Source organism: Pseudomonas sp. PS01299, assembly GCF_029960145.1.
GTDB lineage: Bacteria > Pseudomonadota > Gammaproteobacteria > Pseudomonadales > Pseudomonadaceae > Aquipseudomonas > Aquipseudomonas putida_A.
The window spans coordinates 139,782-155,964 of sequence record NZ_JASCPO010000001.1; the positions used below are offsets into that span (position 1 = coordinate 139,782).

At 57.8% G+C, this 16,183-nt stretch carries 17 protein-coding genes; 11 read left to right on the forward strand and 6 right to left on the reverse strand.

What is annotated here, in order from left to right:
* Positions 1–95: 95 nt before the first annotated feature.
* Both QMX91_RS00780 and QMX91_RS00785 read right to left on the reverse strand, forming a co-directional pair.
* A complete protein-coding gene (locus QMX91_RS00780; RefSeq protein ID WP_124097833.1) occupies positions 96–437 on the reverse strand; it encodes a hypothetical protein in 342 nt (113 codons plus the stop codon).
* 100 nt (positions 438–537) lie between these two features.
* Positions 538–858 carry a hypothetical protein gene (locus tag QMX91_RS00785; protein WP_124097832.1) on the reverse strand — a complete coding sequence of 107 codons (321 nt, stop codon included), beginning with the start codon at positions 856–858 and terminating at the stop codon, positions 538–540.
* Between the two features lie 148 nt (positions 859–1,006).
* Here QMX91_RS00785 and QMX91_RS00790 point away from each other — a divergent pair, with 148 nt between their 5' ends.
* The 3 genes from QMX91_RS00790 to QMX91_RS00800 all read left to right on the forward strand — a co-directional run bounded on the left by QMX91_RS00790 (position 1,007) and on the right by QMX91_RS00800 (position 4,383).
* Entirely contained in the window at positions 1,007–2,509 is a 1,503-nt protein-coding gene (locus QMX91_RS00790) for a UvrD-helicase domain-containing protein (RefSeq protein ID WP_124097831.1), read from the forward strand.
* Between the two features lie 440 nt (positions 2,510–2,949).
* Positions 2,950–3,924 (forward strand): DNA replication terminus site-binding protein, encoded by a 975-nt coding sequence (locus QMX91_RS00795; RefSeq protein ID WP_124097830.1) that lies wholly within the window; start codon positions 2,950–2,952, stop codon positions 3,922–3,924.
* 183 nt (positions 3,925–4,107) lie between these two features.
* The gene (locus tag QMX91_RS00800) at positions 4,108–4,383 is read left to right on the forward strand and encodes a hypothetical protein (RefSeq protein WP_086223402.1); all 276 of its coding nucleotides are present in this window, start codon (positions 4,108–4,110) and stop codon (positions 4,381–4,383) included.
* A gap of 854 nt (positions 4,384–5,237) precedes the next feature.
* On the opposite strand, the gene QMX91_RS00805 is transcribed toward QMX91_RS00800, so the two are convergent.
* Together QMX91_RS00805 and QMX91_RS00810 are read right to left on the reverse strand one after the other, a co-directional pair.
* Positions 5,238–6,440, reverse strand: coding sequence for an ISL3 family transposase (locus tag QMX91_RS00805; protein ID WP_003464938.1), 1,203 nt, complete (start codon positions 6,438–6,440; stop codon positions 5,238–5,240).
* Positions 6,441–6,730: 290 nt separating this feature from the next.
* Entirely contained in the window at positions 6,731–7,657 is a 927-nt protein-coding gene (locus QMX91_RS00810) for a LysR family transcriptional regulator (RefSeq protein WP_003464940.1), read from the reverse strand.
* A gap of 80 nt (positions 7,658–7,737) precedes the next feature.
* Here QMX91_RS00810 and QMX91_RS00815 point away from each other — a divergent pair, with 80 nt between their 5' ends.
* A complete protein-coding gene (locus QMX91_RS00815) occupies positions 7,738–9,060 on the forward strand; it encodes an MFS transporter (RefSeq protein ID WP_003464942.1) in 1,323 nt (440 codons plus the stop codon).
* Between the two features lie 26 nt (positions 9,061–9,086).
* Positions 9,087–10,016, forward strand: a complete 930-nt coding sequence (locus tag QMX91_RS00820) for a carbon-nitrogen hydrolase family protein (protein WP_003464945.1) — start codon at positions 9,087–9,089, stop codon at positions 10,014–10,016.
* Positions 10,017–10,245: 229 nt separating this feature from the next.
* On the opposite strand, the gene QMX91_RS00825 is transcribed toward QMX91_RS00820, so the two are convergent.
* Positions 10,246–13,275: a Tn3 family transposase gene (locus QMX91_RS00825; RefSeq protein ID WP_010465834.1), complete on the reverse strand. Its 3,030-nt coding sequence runs from the start codon at positions 13,273–13,275 to the stop codon at positions 10,246–10,248.
* Positions 13,259–13,861, reverse strand: coding sequence for a recombinase family protein (locus QMX91_RS00830; protein ID WP_010465829.1), 603 nt, complete (start codon positions 13,859–13,861; stop codon positions 13,259–13,261). Before QMX91_RS00830 ends, QMX91_RS00825 begins: the two co-directional genes overlap by 17 nt.
* A gap of 191 nt (positions 13,862–14,052) precedes the next feature.
* Between QMX91_RS00830 and QMX91_RS00835 the strand changes: the two genes are divergently transcribed.
* From QMX91_RS00835 to QMX91_RS00860, 6 genes are all read left to right on the forward strand, one after another.
* Positions 14,053–14,430 carry a type II toxin-antitoxin system RelE/ParE family toxin gene (locus QMX91_RS00835; RefSeq protein ID WP_003151133.1) on the forward strand — a complete coding sequence of 126 codons (378 nt, stop codon included), beginning with the start codon at positions 14,053–14,055 and terminating at the stop codon, positions 14,428–14,430.
* Positions 14,411–14,746, forward strand: a complete 336-nt coding sequence (locus QMX91_RS00840) for a helix-turn-helix transcriptional regulator (RefSeq protein ID WP_001172026.1) — start codon at positions 14,411–14,413, stop codon at positions 14,744–14,746. Before QMX91_RS00835 ends, QMX91_RS00840 begins: the two co-directional genes overlap by 20 nt.
* A 14-nt stretch (positions 14,747–14,760) precedes the next feature.
* Entirely contained in the window at positions 14,761–15,096 is a 336-nt protein-coding gene (locus tag QMX91_RS00845; protein WP_020303034.1) for a hypothetical protein, read from the forward strand.
* A gap of 23 nt (positions 15,097–15,119) precedes the next feature.
* A complete protein-coding gene (locus QMX91_RS00850; RefSeq protein WP_000091614.1) occupies positions 15,120–15,446 on the forward strand; it encodes a hypothetical protein in 327 nt (108 codons plus the stop codon).
* Positions 15,443–15,823: a hypothetical protein gene (locus QMX91_RS00855; protein WP_001054412.1), complete on the forward strand. Its 381-nt coding sequence runs from the start codon at positions 15,443–15,445 to the stop codon at positions 15,821–15,823. Before QMX91_RS00850 ends, QMX91_RS00855 begins: the two co-directional genes overlap by 4 nt.
* A gap of 156 nt (positions 15,824–15,979) precedes the next feature.
* Positions 15,980–16,183 (forward strand): DUF3391 domain-containing protein (locus tag QMX91_RS00860; RefSeq protein WP_282412124.1); only part of this gene is annotated, 204 nt, incomplete at its 3' end.

Below are 16,183 nucleotides of genomic sequence, written 5' to 3' on the forward strand. Positions count from 1 at the left end.
CGGAGCATTTTCTTGGATCGCCAGGCAGATTGCTAGGTTTTCACACAGTCTGTTAATGGCGGGTTTTTCTTGGCCCGGTCTGGAGCGCGCAGAGCTCAGTAATTAGGCACAAGCGTAAAGAGGCTTCGCCGCCATTGGCATACATCCTCGCCTGTTGCTCGGCCTGCATTTTTGAGTGCGTCGAAAACGCTCAGGGCAAACGACATTGCAGCCTGGTCGTCTTCGTGGAGGTCGACAATCACAACCGGAAACTGGTCGCCGTCATCGGCATCAGGTGTTGCTATGGCGACTGTCTGAATCCCCCAGGTGATGCCATCATCGTAAGGTTCAACAACAAACCGCTTGAGCCGGCGAATCATGCCGTCACGAATCATCTGAATCAGATCGGTGCATGCCGGCTCCGATTGGCGGTGCTGGAAAAGTTGGATGGCTGTCATAAGCTACGGCTCCCTTGATATGCAGTCATCCTGCCAGCAATCCTGTAAATCCCAAACGGAATTCCCCTGGCGTTGTTCTGCGTCGGATTGGTGGCGAACCCTAGCATTCTTCTCCCTCCTGGTTGGGCGTGCTATTTCCCGCGGGAGGTGGTGGGAGATCAACGAGGGTGGGAGTGGCTACGCAAAATGCTGTTTGCATGCCAGAAACATCTCCGTCCCAGCACTCGCATTCGGCATCCCAAGATTCGCGATCAAAGTCGAAGGTTGTCCCGAGATCAACAGCCCCATCCAGGGTGGTGTATGCCCCGCTCAAGGTTCCGTTGATCAGCACCGCGTAGCAATCGTCGCCGATTTGCAATGCTTTCCCTGGATTGGCTTCAAGAAGACGCTGATAGCAAGAAAGGATCTCGTCGTAATTCATGATTGCTGCTCTGATTCCGGGTGTGAGAAGACATTGCCAGCTCTCCAGAAATACCCAAATCCTGTAAAGGACAGAGCTAGCAGCACCCCGCTTGGGTTTGTGCGTGGCTATGCAACCATGGAGCCATATCAGAACGGAGATCCAAGGGATGAACTTCACCCACGAACAGGGGCCAGCGATTAACTCGTTGGCCCGTATCGTCAAGCTGGTGGCTTTTGCTGGAACTGGGAAGACCACCACGCTTGTTGGCTATGCCAAGGCTCGGCCTCAATGTCGTCTGCTCTACCTCTGCTACAACAAAAGCGTCGAGATTGCTGCCAAGCAAAAATTTCCGCCGAACGTGACGTGCAAAACAGCCCACGGCTTGGCTTATGCGTCGATCGGATCGAAGTACAGACACAAGCTCACGAGCAACCTACGCCTGACCGACATCGCAAGGATTATCGGCTCTCAGAACTGGGAATTGGTGCGCAGCGTGCAAGAAACGCTGAATAATTATTTGGCAAGCGCGGATGACGACATCGAGCTCTGTCACTGCCCTGTCAGTAAGCTGAAAACGGAGCGAATGAAGCGCGCCGCCGGCAGCATCGTAGAAGGAGCCAGGCAGCTTTGGGGGCAAATGTGCGACATCCATAACGAGGCTGCGAACATTACGCACGATGGGTACCTAAAGCTCTGGGCTCTCTCGAAACCAAACTTGCGGGACCGTTACGATATCGCGCTTGGAGATGAGGCACAGGACATCAATCCAGTGATTGCAGGTGTGCTTGCGCAGCAGGCGGCATACGGTATGGGTGTGGTCGTTTGTGGTGATGGCCATCAGATGCTGTACCGCTTCAGGGGGGCCGTAGATGCTCTCAATGCAACCTGGCTCGACAAAGCGGAAGTCCATTACCTCACTCAGTCGTTTCGGTTCGGGTCTGCCGTTGCGCACGTCGCCAACATGGTTCTCGCGTTCAAGGGTGAATCCCGCCAACTGGCTGGGCTTGGCGGCGAGACTCGTGTTTCCAAGGCACTACCTGCTGACCTTGAACATCGCACCGTACTCTGCCGGACGGTGGTTGGAGTGATCGAGACGGCGCTGGCCAATGTAGAGACTGGCGCAAAGATCTACTGGGTTGGGGGGATCGAGGGTTACAACCTCCAGGATCTTGAAGACCTACATGCGCTATCGAAGGGGTGGCGTGACCGAGTGAAGGGGAAAAAACTCCTCCAGGAATATCCTGATTACGATCTCTACAAGCAGATTGCCGATGAAAGCCAAGACCCTGAGATGAACCGCTCGATCAAGATCATCGAGCAGTACAGCGCGGATCTCCCAGAGTTATTTGCCAAGCTGCGGCGTAATGCTGTCACCGATGAGCTTGAAGCCACCATCACTCTCAGCACCGCGCATCGTTCGAAGGGCTTGGAGTGGGATGCGGTGCAACTGGCTGAAGATTTCACCTTCGATCCATTCAATCCAGAGAACGAAAAGGAACCATGGATTGATGAGATGAACCTCCTCTACGTCGCGTGTACCCGCGCCATGCGAGTTCTTGCTGTCAACTCGACGATGTTGGAGATCATGAAAGAGTTCGTCGACCGGCGTGACGGCCGCAAGCCAAATACCCCGATGGTTTTCAAGAAGAAGCAGGTAGCTGCCGCGTAGTGCTCCTCGAGCATGCTTCGACTTTCGAAAACCACCCACTGATCACAGGAGATATTCTCATGCCCATTTCTACAGGCCAGGCAGCTTTGCTTCAGCAGCTGCGGGATCAAGGCTATGTAGTCTTGCTCGTTGAGCCGAGCGAAACTGAACACATCAGTCGAGAAAGGTTGGAGAGCCGTTTGCGGGCCGATGCTGCGGATCACATTGAGGATCTGTTGTCCCTTGAGGCAGTCCGAGTTCGTTGAGCTGACACGTAGCAAATAAAGCCCGCCTCGAGCGGGTTTTTTGTGAGCGGATTTTGGGATACTCGATAATACCACCCCTTCAATCGCGAGATGGCTTTCGCACCCTCGGCGTCGCTTCTGGTTAACATGGAGCGGAGGGGGAGGAGGGCGCAAGGGATAGCCGGAGTGAAGGGGTGGTATTATGAGGATGCCTAAATGACTGACGCAATTGTTTCCGCTTACGAGCGCTTGGTCGAAACCGTTGGGGCTTTCAATGAGAAGTGGCCCGCATTGGTTGTCGGCGGGATGATATGGCGCATCCCGCTCCTCACTGAACAGAGGACGCCATCTCGAATCAGTGTCCAGGTGCTGACAGGAAGTGACGCAATCAAGGTCGCTGTAGAGGCGTTACGCGAATTTGAGCGCGATCTCGGCCAGGCTCCAGGTACCGTGCTGCGTTTGCCGGGGTACTTTATCCTCTCCGGATCGATACTCGATGAGGGTAGGGCGGTGAATCGCTGCAAGAGCGAGCTGGTGGACGCGATCGAGGCTGAGCGCGTGTTTCGCAACGTCGCCGTTAGCCGCCGCTCCCACATCATGCGCCAGGCCCTGGGGAAAAATTTCTCTCTCAACCAGCTGAAGCGCGCAATCCAGGTGTTTGATGCGGCCCCAAGACAGATCACATTCACCTGGGCCGGTCACACCTCAGGAAAAGAGCGTGTCACTGTTGGCCACGTCCGTGAGGTACTGCTCGCCGAGGCCCATGAAAAGGCTATGGCCACCGGCGAGCCGGTGGTAAATAGCCCCCAATGGATCGATCTCCGCAGCATCGCGAACATGGCTGAAACCGATGTGTTGGATGTGCCAAAGCCTATCGCTCCGCATCCACGGGCCATGCTGTGGTTTTCCGAACGCAGCCGTTACGACGCAATGCTCCATGCCAACCTCCCATTCTTCGTACTTGACGGGCAACCTGCTGCAAGAATCGTTGGCCTCAAGGACTTCGATAGAGACGCACGATCAGCAAAACGGCCTGACGTAAAGCAGCGGTTACCGGCACTCCCTGGGGGGCGCTTTTTCGTAGCCTCATCCAGTGCGGAATCAGTTGCCCACGAGCCCAGCGCGCCGGATGGGCTTGAGGTGCTATCGACGTACCGAGAGTCGGTCAAAGACGCCGCAGGCCGGAAATAGATTTTCCTTATTTATCAATCAGTTATTCGCATAATAGGGATTATGTTAAACGAATAGCATCCTAATAATTAGGACGCCACGAATATCCCTCATTGATCTGAGCTGTTCAAGCCCCTCTTGAACCGCGTACGCTCCGCTGAGGCCGCTGCATCCCGCTAGCGGCCTGAAATGGAGATAGACAAGATGATGATTGATGGCGTTGAGAAACGAATCGAAGCCGGCGTGAATACGGCCCTGGACATGGTTGAGGTACTGGTTGCAGCTGGCCAGCCCCTCAAAGCTGCGATTGCCACCTCGCGAATACTCACGATGGAGGTTGTCCGCGAGTCTCTGGCAAAGAACCTGGCAAACAAAAGCGGCTCGGTGATTACTCACACCTTGGCCACTACGCCAGCCGAATCTGGGCCGGTACCGGCCCAGCACAGCACCAAAACGAAACAGCACCAGACCGTTGATTGATCATCGAGCCCGGCCGGGAGGTCTTCACGATACACCCGGCCAGGTACACAGTAAGCCCCCCTCGCTTGACTCATCTCCTCAGCACGGGCTGTAGCGCCCCGAAAAGTGCCCTGGGAGCTAACCCTAGCACCAAAGCGCTTCAAGCCACATATGGCCCCTATCGGCAGTTTCCGGCCCGCCTGAATCCCGCGGCTTCGGCGTCCGCAGCGCTTGCAAACTCTACGCGGTTTCGCGTTCCGACCTTTCCGTAGCTCGGACAGCCCACTGGCAGGTGGTAAACATTGCTATTGCGGTTGCCAATCACCGGAGAAAGCCCGCTGGAGGCGTATCCACCAGATACCTGGTGTTCAACTGATTCGCTCCGAATGGCCTGTGCCATTGTGCCGGCTCCCTTCACTCGCATACCGAGACTCCAGGATCTTTCACCTGTCACGAATGGGTTGCTATGCCCCATTACTCTGGCGATCCGCCGGTCACGCTCCAGTTGTGGGAGGAAAATAAAGTGTCATCCTAACTACAGGACCCTGCAACGTAGCAATTCCTGCAAAAATCCATTTAAAACAATGACTTATTTCAATTCTGCCATCTGCAAGCGTTTTGTGGGGATGGAGGCCGGAATCATTAAAGTATCATCCTAATTTTCGCTCAACCTTGGAAAATGCTGAGAATCGTAAAAATAAAGTTTCATCCTTTCCGCTACTAGTTCAAGGCTTTCCCGCCGCTTTCTTCCGGCCGCCGGCAACAACGCTGCTTGGCTGAGGCGATCCACTTGCGCTACCGCTCACTGATCAGATCGCACTTGAACTCGACGAGCAGCCAACCATCAGGCCGAGCGTGATCGCCAAAAAAAAGGTTCATCGCGCTTTCCCGGGGAAGGCAGCCTTGATTTTCAGGAAAAAGTATTCCGAGTCCCGAAAACCATAGGCCATACGCTTGATCACCTTGATGCGGTTGTTGACGCCCTCAAGGACGCTGGTATGCATATGGAAGTTGGCACTGGCGAGGATGCCTCGGGCGTATTTGCGCAGGTTGCGAGCGAAGCGCTGTAGCGGCGCGAGGCCGCTGTCCCGGGCGTGCCGCAACCAGGTTCGCCAGCGGCGCCAGCCCTCTCGTACGCTGGGGGCGAACCAGACATCCTTCAGCGCATCCTTGAGGACATAGACCGTAGCCAGCGGCTGGTTGGCCGCGAGTAGTTCTTGAAGCTGCACGGCTTGTCCGTCCTTCAGGTTGTTGCGATTGCGCAGCAGCAGCCAGCGGCTTTGCTTGACCGCCTTTCGTGCCGGCTTGTCTTCGCGCAGGAGGTTGGCCTGGTCAACCCGGATACGGTCGATCACATCCCGACCGTAGCGCGCGACGACGTGAAACAGGTCGTACACCACTTCGGCTTGCGGGCAATGCTTCTTCACCTCCAAATCAAAAGCCGTGTTCATGTCCATGGCCACCGCCTCTATCTGCTGGCAGTGCTTGCCGAGCAATTCAAAGAACGGGCGGACCGCCTCGCGGCTGTTGCCGTGGCCGACCCACAATACCCGCGTTCGCTCGGCATCCATGATGACCGTGGCATAGCGATGCCCTTTGTGCAGGGCGAACTCGTCCATCACCAGGCGGCGGACACCGGTTGAATCGAAGTTGCCTACCTCGGCTTGAAGGCGTCGTTTATCGAGCGTTTTGAGGGTGTGCCAATGCAGGCCGGTGAGCTGGCTGACGTGGCTGATCGGCAGCAGCCGCAGCAAGCTTTCGAGCCATATCCGTAACCGCTGGGTCAGCCGAGATGCTGGCTCCAACCAGTCGATCCGCTCGGTCACCCGCCCACAACTCAGGCAATCGACTCGGCGCACTGGTAGTTGAAGCAGGACGCGCTGATCGAACAGATCACGATCACGCACCAGACGAATCCGGCGATCGTGAATCAACGGGCTGAACTGGCCACAACGCCCGCACTTAGGAAGAGAGCCGGCTTGAGGTTCAAGCTCAATGAGGAGGGTGTTATCGGTAGATGGGCGACAGGTAACGGCGTCGTAGCCTGGCCAGAAAGCGGCAAGATCAATAGGATGCACGGCGACAGCAGGGACAGGTGAAGGGTGTGTTTGGCGACTGCCAATTTACCTGCTTCCCTGACTGTCAACTCGCTCTTCCCCCAGACTCCGCGAAGAACCAAAAAAAACGGATCATGCGAAATCCTTCGTTGAGTTTGGCGCGGGTTTTTAGCAAATCAGCTGGCCCGCGATCCGGTTGAGAGTGATCCGAAGCGGTCCTTGACGACCGGCACAAATCGGTCAGAAGCGGTCGATGATTCCAATAAATCCGCCCCCTTTTTCCCGTAACTCCTGGCTACCTGCGACCAAGTCTAAGCAAGCTTCTGTGTCAGCTGCCCGATGAATAGCCGCAGCCATTCGTGCTGAGGCTTACTGTTCTTGGCAATGTCCCAAACCATGAAGCATCGAAATGATGGAACCGGAATCGGCGCCGGACAAATACTTAGCCGAGTCATGGCCGAATAGCTCTCGGCGGCGAACGTGGGAATTGTGGCTATCGCGCCGCTGCTGATCAACGTGGTGAGCGCGCCACTGAAGTGGGTGAATGAGGCTATAACACGCCTCGAATAGCCCGCCGCTTCGAACATGTCGTCGATAAAGCCGCGGCGGCCGTCATAGGAAACTCGCACATGGCTTGCCTCGAAGTACTCCTCCAGGCCGATAGGTGTGCCTGCGTTGTCTGCGCCAGGCAGGTACAAGCAGGAGTATGACGAGGAAAACAGCACCTTGGATGAATACCCGCTGCTGAAGTCTTTCGGCTCGCTGCAAATCACTAGATCCATGTCCGGATCTTGTAGCGACTGTTTCCACAGTGAGCTGTTGCTCTGATGGAACGAAAAGCTCACTCCCAGCCCCTGATCCGCTGCGGCGTTAACGATCCGCGGAGCGAGATAGGCCTCAATATCATCGGACAGACCGATGTTGAAAATGTAGCTCGAGTCGTGTGCGGAGAAATCCGGCTCTGCCCCAAGCACGCCTGAGATAGACGTAAGGGCCTCGGCGATCTTCGGCGCCAGCTCCATCGCCCTACGGGTTGGCTGCATTCCGGAAGCGGTGCGGATAAAGAGCTCATCTCCGAAATGCTCACGCAAACGACGCAACGCCGAGCTAACTGCCCCCTGGGTCACATGCAGCATGGCCGAGGCTCGGGTGGCACTGCGCTCGGTCATCAGGCAGTGGAACGTCAGCAGCAGGTTCAGATCAATTCTCGAGATATTACGTACACTAATCCGGCTCATATTTTCTAATCGTTTGCTCTGCGGCCGAGAGGATTCATAGTCTGCTGCCCATACACACCTAAGAAAAGCTGGGGAGCACCGTGGACGCAATTAATAAAAAAGTAAATCCAAGCAGTATCCATACCAAGGGTGAGCAGTCAGACATTCGCAAGCGTGCAATCGCGGTGGGTATCGGCAACTTCATGGAGTGGTTCGACTTCGCCATCTACGGCTACTTCGCTGCCGTGATCGGTATGTTGTTCTTCCCCTCTAGCGCCCCAGGTGTATCGCTGCTGTCGTCGCTGGCAGTGTTCGCCGTAGGCTTCGTATCGCGACCATTTGGAGCATTGATTCTGGGGCCCATCGGTGACCGCCTCGGTCGCCGCGCGGTGCTTATCATCACTGTCTTCGGTATGGGTGTGTGCACCACGATCATCGGACTTTTGCCCACCTATGAGGCAATCGGTATCGCTGCACCTGTCTTGCTGATCGTCATGCGTTTCGTGCAAGGCATGATGGTAGGGGGCGAATGGTCTAGCGCAGGTATCTACATCGTAGAGAGTGCTCCGTCCAACCGCCGCGCGACGGCAGCCAGCGTTATCACTGGAACGGCTGGCTTGGCCTTCTTGTTTGGTACGTTCACCGCCGCGAGCCTCACCTCAACACTCGATGACCAGCAACTGGCGTCCTGGGGCTGGCGGATCCCATTCGTTGCCTCCATCGTGATGACCGGTATCGCCATCTTCATCCGCCGGAAGCTGGGTGATACCCCCGTGTATGAAGAGCTGGTACGTCAACGCGATTCACAACAGTTCGAAGCACCGAGCAAGTCTGTACACCGTCGCGCCTTCATCACTACTTTCGCCTTCTCAGCGCTGTTCGGCGTCTCGCTCTACTACTTCATCACCTACGCCAATAACCACCTGGTCACTACCGTTGGGCTACCACGAAGCAATGCACTATGGCTGTGCAGCATCGCGCTGGTTGTCTATGTCATTGCCAATCCACTGATCGGCCGGCTCAGCGACAGCATCGGGCGACGCAAGCTGCTGCTCAGTGCTGCTGCCGCACTCTCTGTACTGGCCTATCCAATCTTCCTGCTGCTCAACACCGGCAACCCAGTGGCAATCCTCGCAGGATTGATCGTTCTGGGACTACTTGTGGCTGTAACTGCGGTGATGGATGTGGTGCTGCTGGTTGAAGTCTTTCCAGCGTCCATCCGCTCCACGGGAGCAGCGCTCGGTCACAACCTGGCCCTGGCGACACTCGCAGGCCCAGGCCCCTTCATTGCCGCCGCCCTGATTAGCCAGACTGGCGACGCGAACATCCCTGCCGCCTATCTAGCAGCCGTCTCGCTGGCATGCCTCATCGTGCTGTGGAAGACCTTGCCGGAAACCCGCGACAACGACATCACACGTTTCTAGGTTCTTACTGCCCTCAGGAGTTTTTCATGACCAAAATTGCAGTCATCCAGGCCGCCTCTGTTCCTTATGATCCTGCAGCCAGCGTTGAAAAGGCTTCCACAATTCTGCGGCGCGTAGCAGATCAAGGTGCAAGGCTGGCCGTATTCCCTGAAGCGTTCATTGGCGGATATCCCAAGGGGATAGCTTTCGGTAGCGTAGTGGGTAATCGCAGCATCAGCGGGCGTGAGCTGTACCAACGCTATGTCGATGGGGCTGTGACGCTGGATGGGCCGGAACTGGCATTGCTTGCTGAAAGTGTCGAGCACACAGGGGTTACCACTGTGATTGGTGTAATCGAGCGCTTCGGTCGCACCCTTTACTGCACCGCGGTCACCATCGCCCCAGGCCGGGGTATTGCCGGTTACCACCGCAAGCTGATGCCCACCGGCCAGGAACGACTAATTTGGGGCTTCGGTGATGGCTCGACAATCGAGCCTGTAGAAACTGATTTTGGCGTCCTGGGGAGCGTGATTTGCTGGGAGAACTACATGCCAGCACTACGCCAGGCCATGTATGCCCAGGGTGTTCAGATCTACTGCGCCCCGACAGCAGATGACCGTCCGTCCTGGGCCAGCTCCATGGTGCACATTGCTCTTGAAGGGCGTGTTTATGTGTTGTCAGCCTGCCAGGCAATCCGTCTTGGTGAATACCCACAACAGCACCGCGATGCATTCGGCCTGGAGTTCAACGAGGACGATTACGTGATGCGAGGGGGCAGCATGGTTGTAAGTCCGCTCGGAGAAGTACTGGCAGGGCCGGTGTTCGACTGCGAGACAGAAATCTATGCAGACCTCAATATGGATCTGCTTAGCCAAGCCAACTTGGACTTTGATGTCGTCGGCCATTATGCCCGGCCGGACATCTTTGAACTCAAGGTGAACATTGCCCCGCAGGCCCCGGTAACCCTGGAGCGATAAGTACGGGAGCCCGCAGAATTCGGGAAAATTCGTACGCTAAGGTTTTCGCGAGCCAAGGTTGGCTGGGTTTTCAATGACTTAGCGAACCATGGCTAGCGCCGGGCCTTTTCAAACGCGGCCGTGACGGTCTTGGCCAGCGAATCCATCATCGCCTTGCGCTGATTGAAGCGGCCATCAGGCAAATCGATGACCTCATAGGGGTTGTACGCCGGAATCCCAGAAATTTCCGTCAGCCCAGCTCCAGTCCCGCCACGAGCGCATCCAGGTCGATGAACTTGCCGTCAGTCTGGAAGGTGTAATGCCCGTTCAGCAGGATGTGCCGCCAGGCCGCTGGCGACATCTGCGTGATCAACGCCAGCGCCTTGGCATTGCCAGCTGCCTCGTACTTCGTCAGCAGCAGGGACAGGATCGCCGAGTTGTAGAAGATGATCGCGTTGCCGATCAGCCTGGCGCACTGGTTGCTGATCTCGATTTCGATGTCGGTGCGGCCGGTCAATTCCTTCTTCCCACCGACTTGGGCGATGGTCGAGCGTAGCTGGTGATAGGACTCAATGCGGTTCTGCGAGCGGTGAACATTACGCTCCAGTTGCGGGTCGCGCAGGTAGCGCAGTGTGTAGATACTGCGGATGAGCTTGTCGAACTCGAAGATTGCGCGCCGCGTCGGGTTCGGCGCCGTATAGGTGCACAGCTTGCGGATCAGCGTGCCCTGCGTCATTTCCTTCAGGCCCAGTGTGGCGACGATTCGGTCGATGTTCGCCTTCTCACCGACGATGAGTTGCCGGTCGATCTGGCCAGCCGGCCGGATCAGGCATTTCTCGTACAATGCCAGATCATCGGCGCAATACAGCTCCTGCAACTGGTCGTCGAGGTCGGTGAAGCGCGGCTCGAAACGAAGTCCGAACCAGTGCAGGATGGCGAAGTTGGCCTTGTTGATGCTGTGCATGTCGCCGGTGATCGCGCTCGGCACGATGTCCGACGTGTTGCGGTACCAGATGTCGAACACGTGGTGAGCCTCGTACTCGTGTGCGCCTATCAGGTAGCCGTTCAACGGCACGTGATTGCACAGCAGCGTGTAGGCGACGACGCCCTTGCCGCGGCCGAAATATTTGCGCGAGTAGCGCGCCTTCACAGTTGGTCGCTCGACGCCGAATTTCTGCCCATCAACGGCACCGTACAACGAATCGAGGTCGAACGAGTAATGCGGGAAGATCGGCAGTGCGGCGATGGCGTTGCTGATGCAATCGTTGGCCACATGTAGCGTCGCCTGGCGCAGGTACTGCTGGTAGGTACTCTCCAGGACGTGGTACGGGATGTCGCTGGTACGTGCCATAACCTGGTTGCCGTGGTTCATGGCTTGGGCAATGATCACCGCCATCAGACTGTCGGCGTCGGCTACCTTCTTCGCATAGCGTGGCTGCAATGGTGTCAGCGCCGACAGGAACTGGCACTGGCCGTTGACGAAGCGAAACACGTCGGCGACATCGCAGTATGGCAGTTGCTCGTAGAGAGCTTGCTCGCGCGCCTTCTGGTTCTCCCCCTTGGGCTTGCGCCAGGTCAGTCTCTGCGTGTCCTTGTCGTATTCCAGGTGCGTCAGCTTGCCCTGTTTCAGCTCGCGATTGAACGCCACCCATTGCGCACGCAACTCGGCCGCCAGTGCATCGAGCTGGGCACTGACCGGCTGCCGCAGGAAGGGGATGTCCATCTGCGCGAGCACGGCGGCTTTCTCGTCCATCGAAACCAACTCGTCGGACAAATGCCGGTGCTGCAAGCTATCGTCAATGTAGAGCTCGCCCGCCTGGAAGCGTTTCCTGACCTGACGGTAAAGCCAGAATTCGTAACGATCGGCATGCAGGCCTGTCGGCGTGCCTTCGGCATCGAACATCAGCAGGTACGGACGCAAGCGTTTCGGCAGCGTTGCCGCCGGACATTCGTCGAGTGGCCGTTGTGATAGGCGCTGCTGCTTGGCGAACACGCTCTTGGCCCAAGTCAGCGCCGCGAGCCATGGGTTATCGGGGGCCGTGCCGGCGAAGTCGAGCGCGACGTACAGCGGCCGTAGATGGCGTCGAATGCGTTCGGCCAGGCCGTCCACCGCCTGCCAGTGCAGCGCCAGTTTGTTCAGTGGCTTGACGCTCATGCGCTGCGCCGTGTTTTGCAGCAATTCCCTGGACATGATTTTGTAGGCGCGTTGGCGCACCTCGCCGAACGGCGTCGGATCGGCCACGCTGTCGTCCACGTACAGCGACAGCAGGCGGCCAACCTGCGGCGTTTCCTGATGGCGTCGCAGCTGTTCGGCGACAAAGGACTGTTTCGCACCCGTGCGGCTCTCGTCCTCAAGTTTTTTCATGTGGAAGGCCATCGCGTCGACCAGGTTGTCGGTGAGCTGCCGGTAACGTACCCAGGCATAGCACAGCAGGTAGAGCCGGGTCTGCTCCGCCTTCAGGTGGCGCAGGTCATGGACGGTATAGAAGTTCGCCAGGCTCGCGTAGTACAGCAGGTTCTGCTGCGAGATGCCGAGCTTGGGCAGCAGCGCCTTGGCGATCCCGTGCAAGGACTTCAGCGTGGCGCGCTTCTCGCGCTCCCCTGCCATCTGACGCCAGCCGAAATCTTTAGCGTCCTGCTTGAGCGCTGCCAGTTGAGACAGGGTGTCGTCACGCACCAGGAGCTGGCCCAGCGCAGCTTTGGCCGATTCGTCCAACACTTCTGCCAGCAAGCCGCCCAAGCGCCTGCGTTCGGTGGACAGGGCTTCACTGACCAGCTCTTGTAAGGTGGTGTGGCCGGGCCGGATGATTTTGTGCTCGCTGAGCCAAACGATCAGTTCGGCGGCCACGAATCCTGGCATTACGTCGCGCCGCACGATCTGTTCAGCCTGCTGTGCCAGTTGCGGCAGGAAGCTAGCCGCCCACGACCGGTAGCCGAACAGTTCGGCGATCTGACCCCTCTGGCTGTAGTGCTCATGCTTGGTGATCGCCTTGCGTTCGAACGCTTCGCCGTGGAAATAGCGACTCAGCACGAAGGCGCAATCGTCCTCGACCTCATGCCAATCGAAGCGGAAGAAAGCATGCTTGGCCTTGAAGTAGCCGATCTGCAAGACGCAATAGACTTGGGCCTGCAGGCTAGGCCGGCTGCTGGCGAACGCCAGTTCAGATTCGGCCAACGCCAGGTATTCCAGCCGCTGAGCATCGTCGAAGTCCGGTAGGCGGTACAAGGCTTCCTGCTCTGCGTCAGAAAAGACGGTGAGTAGCTTATTCTTGTTGCTCATCGACCGTCCTTCCCGCACCACGCCAACCTGCTCGCGTCAATGTTTCGATCAACGTAGTGCGCTTGACATTGAAGTTGCGGCACACCGCCGCCTTAGACATGCCGCCATCGAGCGCGGCGACGATGGCGTCCAGCTTCTCACCAGTGATCGCCTGCGGCCGGCCGCCGATCCGGCCGCGTTTGCGTGCGGCGGCCAAGCCCGCGACGACGCGCTCCTGAATCAAGGCGCGCTCGTACTGCGCGAGCGCACCGAACACCTGGAACAGGAATTCGCCCGAGGGCGTCGTAGTGTCCAGGTTCTCTGTCAGCGAGCGGAACGCCACCCGCTTGTCCTTGAGCGAAGTCACAATGGCGAGCAGGTGCGACAGCGAGCGACCGAGCCGGTCGAGTTTCCACACCACCAGCACATCGCCGGCTCGAACGAACTCAAGCGCCCGCGCCAAGCCGGCACGGTCATCCTTCGCGCCAGAGGCACGATCCTCAAACAGGTGACGCGGATCGACGCCGGCGGCGAGCAGCGCGTCGCGCTGCAAGTCCGTGCTCTGGCGGTCGGAGTCCGACGACACGCGCATGTAGCCAACCAACATAGGCGGATAACCATCAAAAACAGGTTTCCGCATAATAGTGAATAGCGATAGAGTTTTCCGTACATTTTTGAGGGGGTGTTGCACAGGTAGCACAGCGGCGGCTGACAGCCTGTCGCAAAACAAATGTTTTACGACACCTCCTTGAGGTTGCCGCGTTTACATCATTACCTGAACAGGTATAAAATTCCGTCATGACAAACAAAGAAAAACCGCTCGAATGGATCGCGAGCAGCCACAAGGATTTGATGGCGTTGCCGTCCGACGTGCGTCGCCGTTTCGGTTACGCGCTCTCGTTGGCGCAGATAGGCGATCAGGATGACGCAGCAAAGGTGCTCAAGGGGTTCGGTGGTGCCGGCGTGCTGGAGGTCGTCGAAGACGATGCCGGCGGCACCTATCGAGCGGTATACACGGTCAAGTTTGCGGAAGCGGTGTTCGTCCTGCACTGCTTCCAGAAGAAGAGCAAGAGCGGAATCGCCACGCCAAAGGCCGACATGGACATCATCCGCGCTCGGCTGAAGGTGGCCGAGGTATTGGCACAGGAGCTACGAAATGCAAAAACGAATCATTGAAGGCGTCGAGGTTCAGCGCAGCTCGGGCAACGTCTTTGCCGACCTTGGACTGCCTGACGCTGAAAAGCTCAAGATCAAGACCGGCCTGGTGGTCGAGATCAGGAGGGCCATGCGCGCCCTTGGGCTGACTCAACAAGCGGCGGCCAAACGCATGGGCATCCCGCAACCGAAGGTGTCGGGCATGATGCGCGGCGACTTCACCAATCTATCCGAACGCAAGCTGATGGATTGTCTGAATCGCCTCGGCTACGACATCGAAATCAAGGTACGGCCAGCAGCCGAGCCGATCGGGCATCTAACGCTCGCAACCGCTTAATCGGAGCCCTCCTGATGGCAGCCCGCATCACCGACGACGAATGGGACGAACTGACTCCCGAGAATTTCGATACCACGGCACTGCTGCGTGCAGTCGATGCCGTGGACGTGCTGCGCGGCGATTTGAATGACAGCGCAGACGGCGCACCTCCGCAACTGCGCACCGACCTGTTGAAGCTGCATCAACTGGCAATGGCCGCGTTCAACGAGAGATCACGCAGCCGAGTGGCTGAGCTATTTGATCTCGCCGTGGATCTTCAGGATCAGGTTGATCATCTGATGACCTCGCTGGAACAAGTGCAAGAAACCCTGTCCCGGTTGACGGCGCTCTACCCAGAAAGCCTGTCCTGAATGTTCTTGGAGACAACCACATCATGAGCCGCAGCCGCCGCAAAACGCCCATCGTTGGGCACACGACCTGCCGTAGCGAGCGCGAGGACAAGAAACTCTGGCATCAGCGCTGGCGAACCCACGAGCGCACCGCGCTGGCCAGCGCGTCGCCGGAAGCTCTATGCGCCCATCTGCCTCTACTGGAAAACCAGGTCAGCAACGTCTGGTCGATGGGTAAGGATGGCCGCTCCTACTGGCCCATCAAGCGCCAGGCCGCCACGGCGGATCGCATTGCCAACCACAAGGGACGCAATCCGCAAGAGCGCGCCTCCCTGAAAAAGCGTCTGCTGCGCAAGTGGATGAGCAAATGAACCTGTCCACCATCGAGGCGCTGGCTATCGCTTGGGCGCGAATCGCTGAAGAAGCAGAACTCCCAGCCGGCTACGAGGGCACGGCGACGCCAGAGGCGCATCGGGCCTGCGAGGTGATCCAGGAGCGGATTCGAGAGCACGTCGTCGCCACCAATGACATGCGGCTGTTCGGCCTGCTGCACCTGCTTGGGCAGGCGTCGCTGCGCATGGAGCAAGCGCTGTGGCCGGAAGAATATGCGCGGATGACCCGCGAGGTCGAGGAAGCTCTCCGAGAGGCCGACGACCCCAACGCCAAGTCGTACACCCACGAAGAAGTCATGCAGGCGATGCAGGAACGCATCGACCGAGCGCGAGACAAAGCCATGTTGATCGGCTGACGGAAATTTCGGCGGTTCCGGCTGATCCAAGAATCTTGGCGTGACCTTACCTCCGCTCTACCGCTGGGTGCCAGCCTCGGCGCACGCCTAACCACCCAACTCAGAAAGGAAAATAAGTTGGTAAAACGCATTCCCGTATCCGAGCTTCGTCTCGGCATGTACATCCACAAGCTCGCCGGCTCTTGGGTTCGACACCCATTCTGGCGCGGCAGCTTCCTGCTGACCGAGCCTCAGGATCTCTCTGCCATTCGAGAATGTGGCGTCGGGGAGGTCTGGGTCGACTTGGCCAAAAGCCAAGTCGCCCCAGAGAGCCCAGAGAGCCCAGAGAGCCCCGAGCGCCCAGCGAGCCCAGAGAGCCGG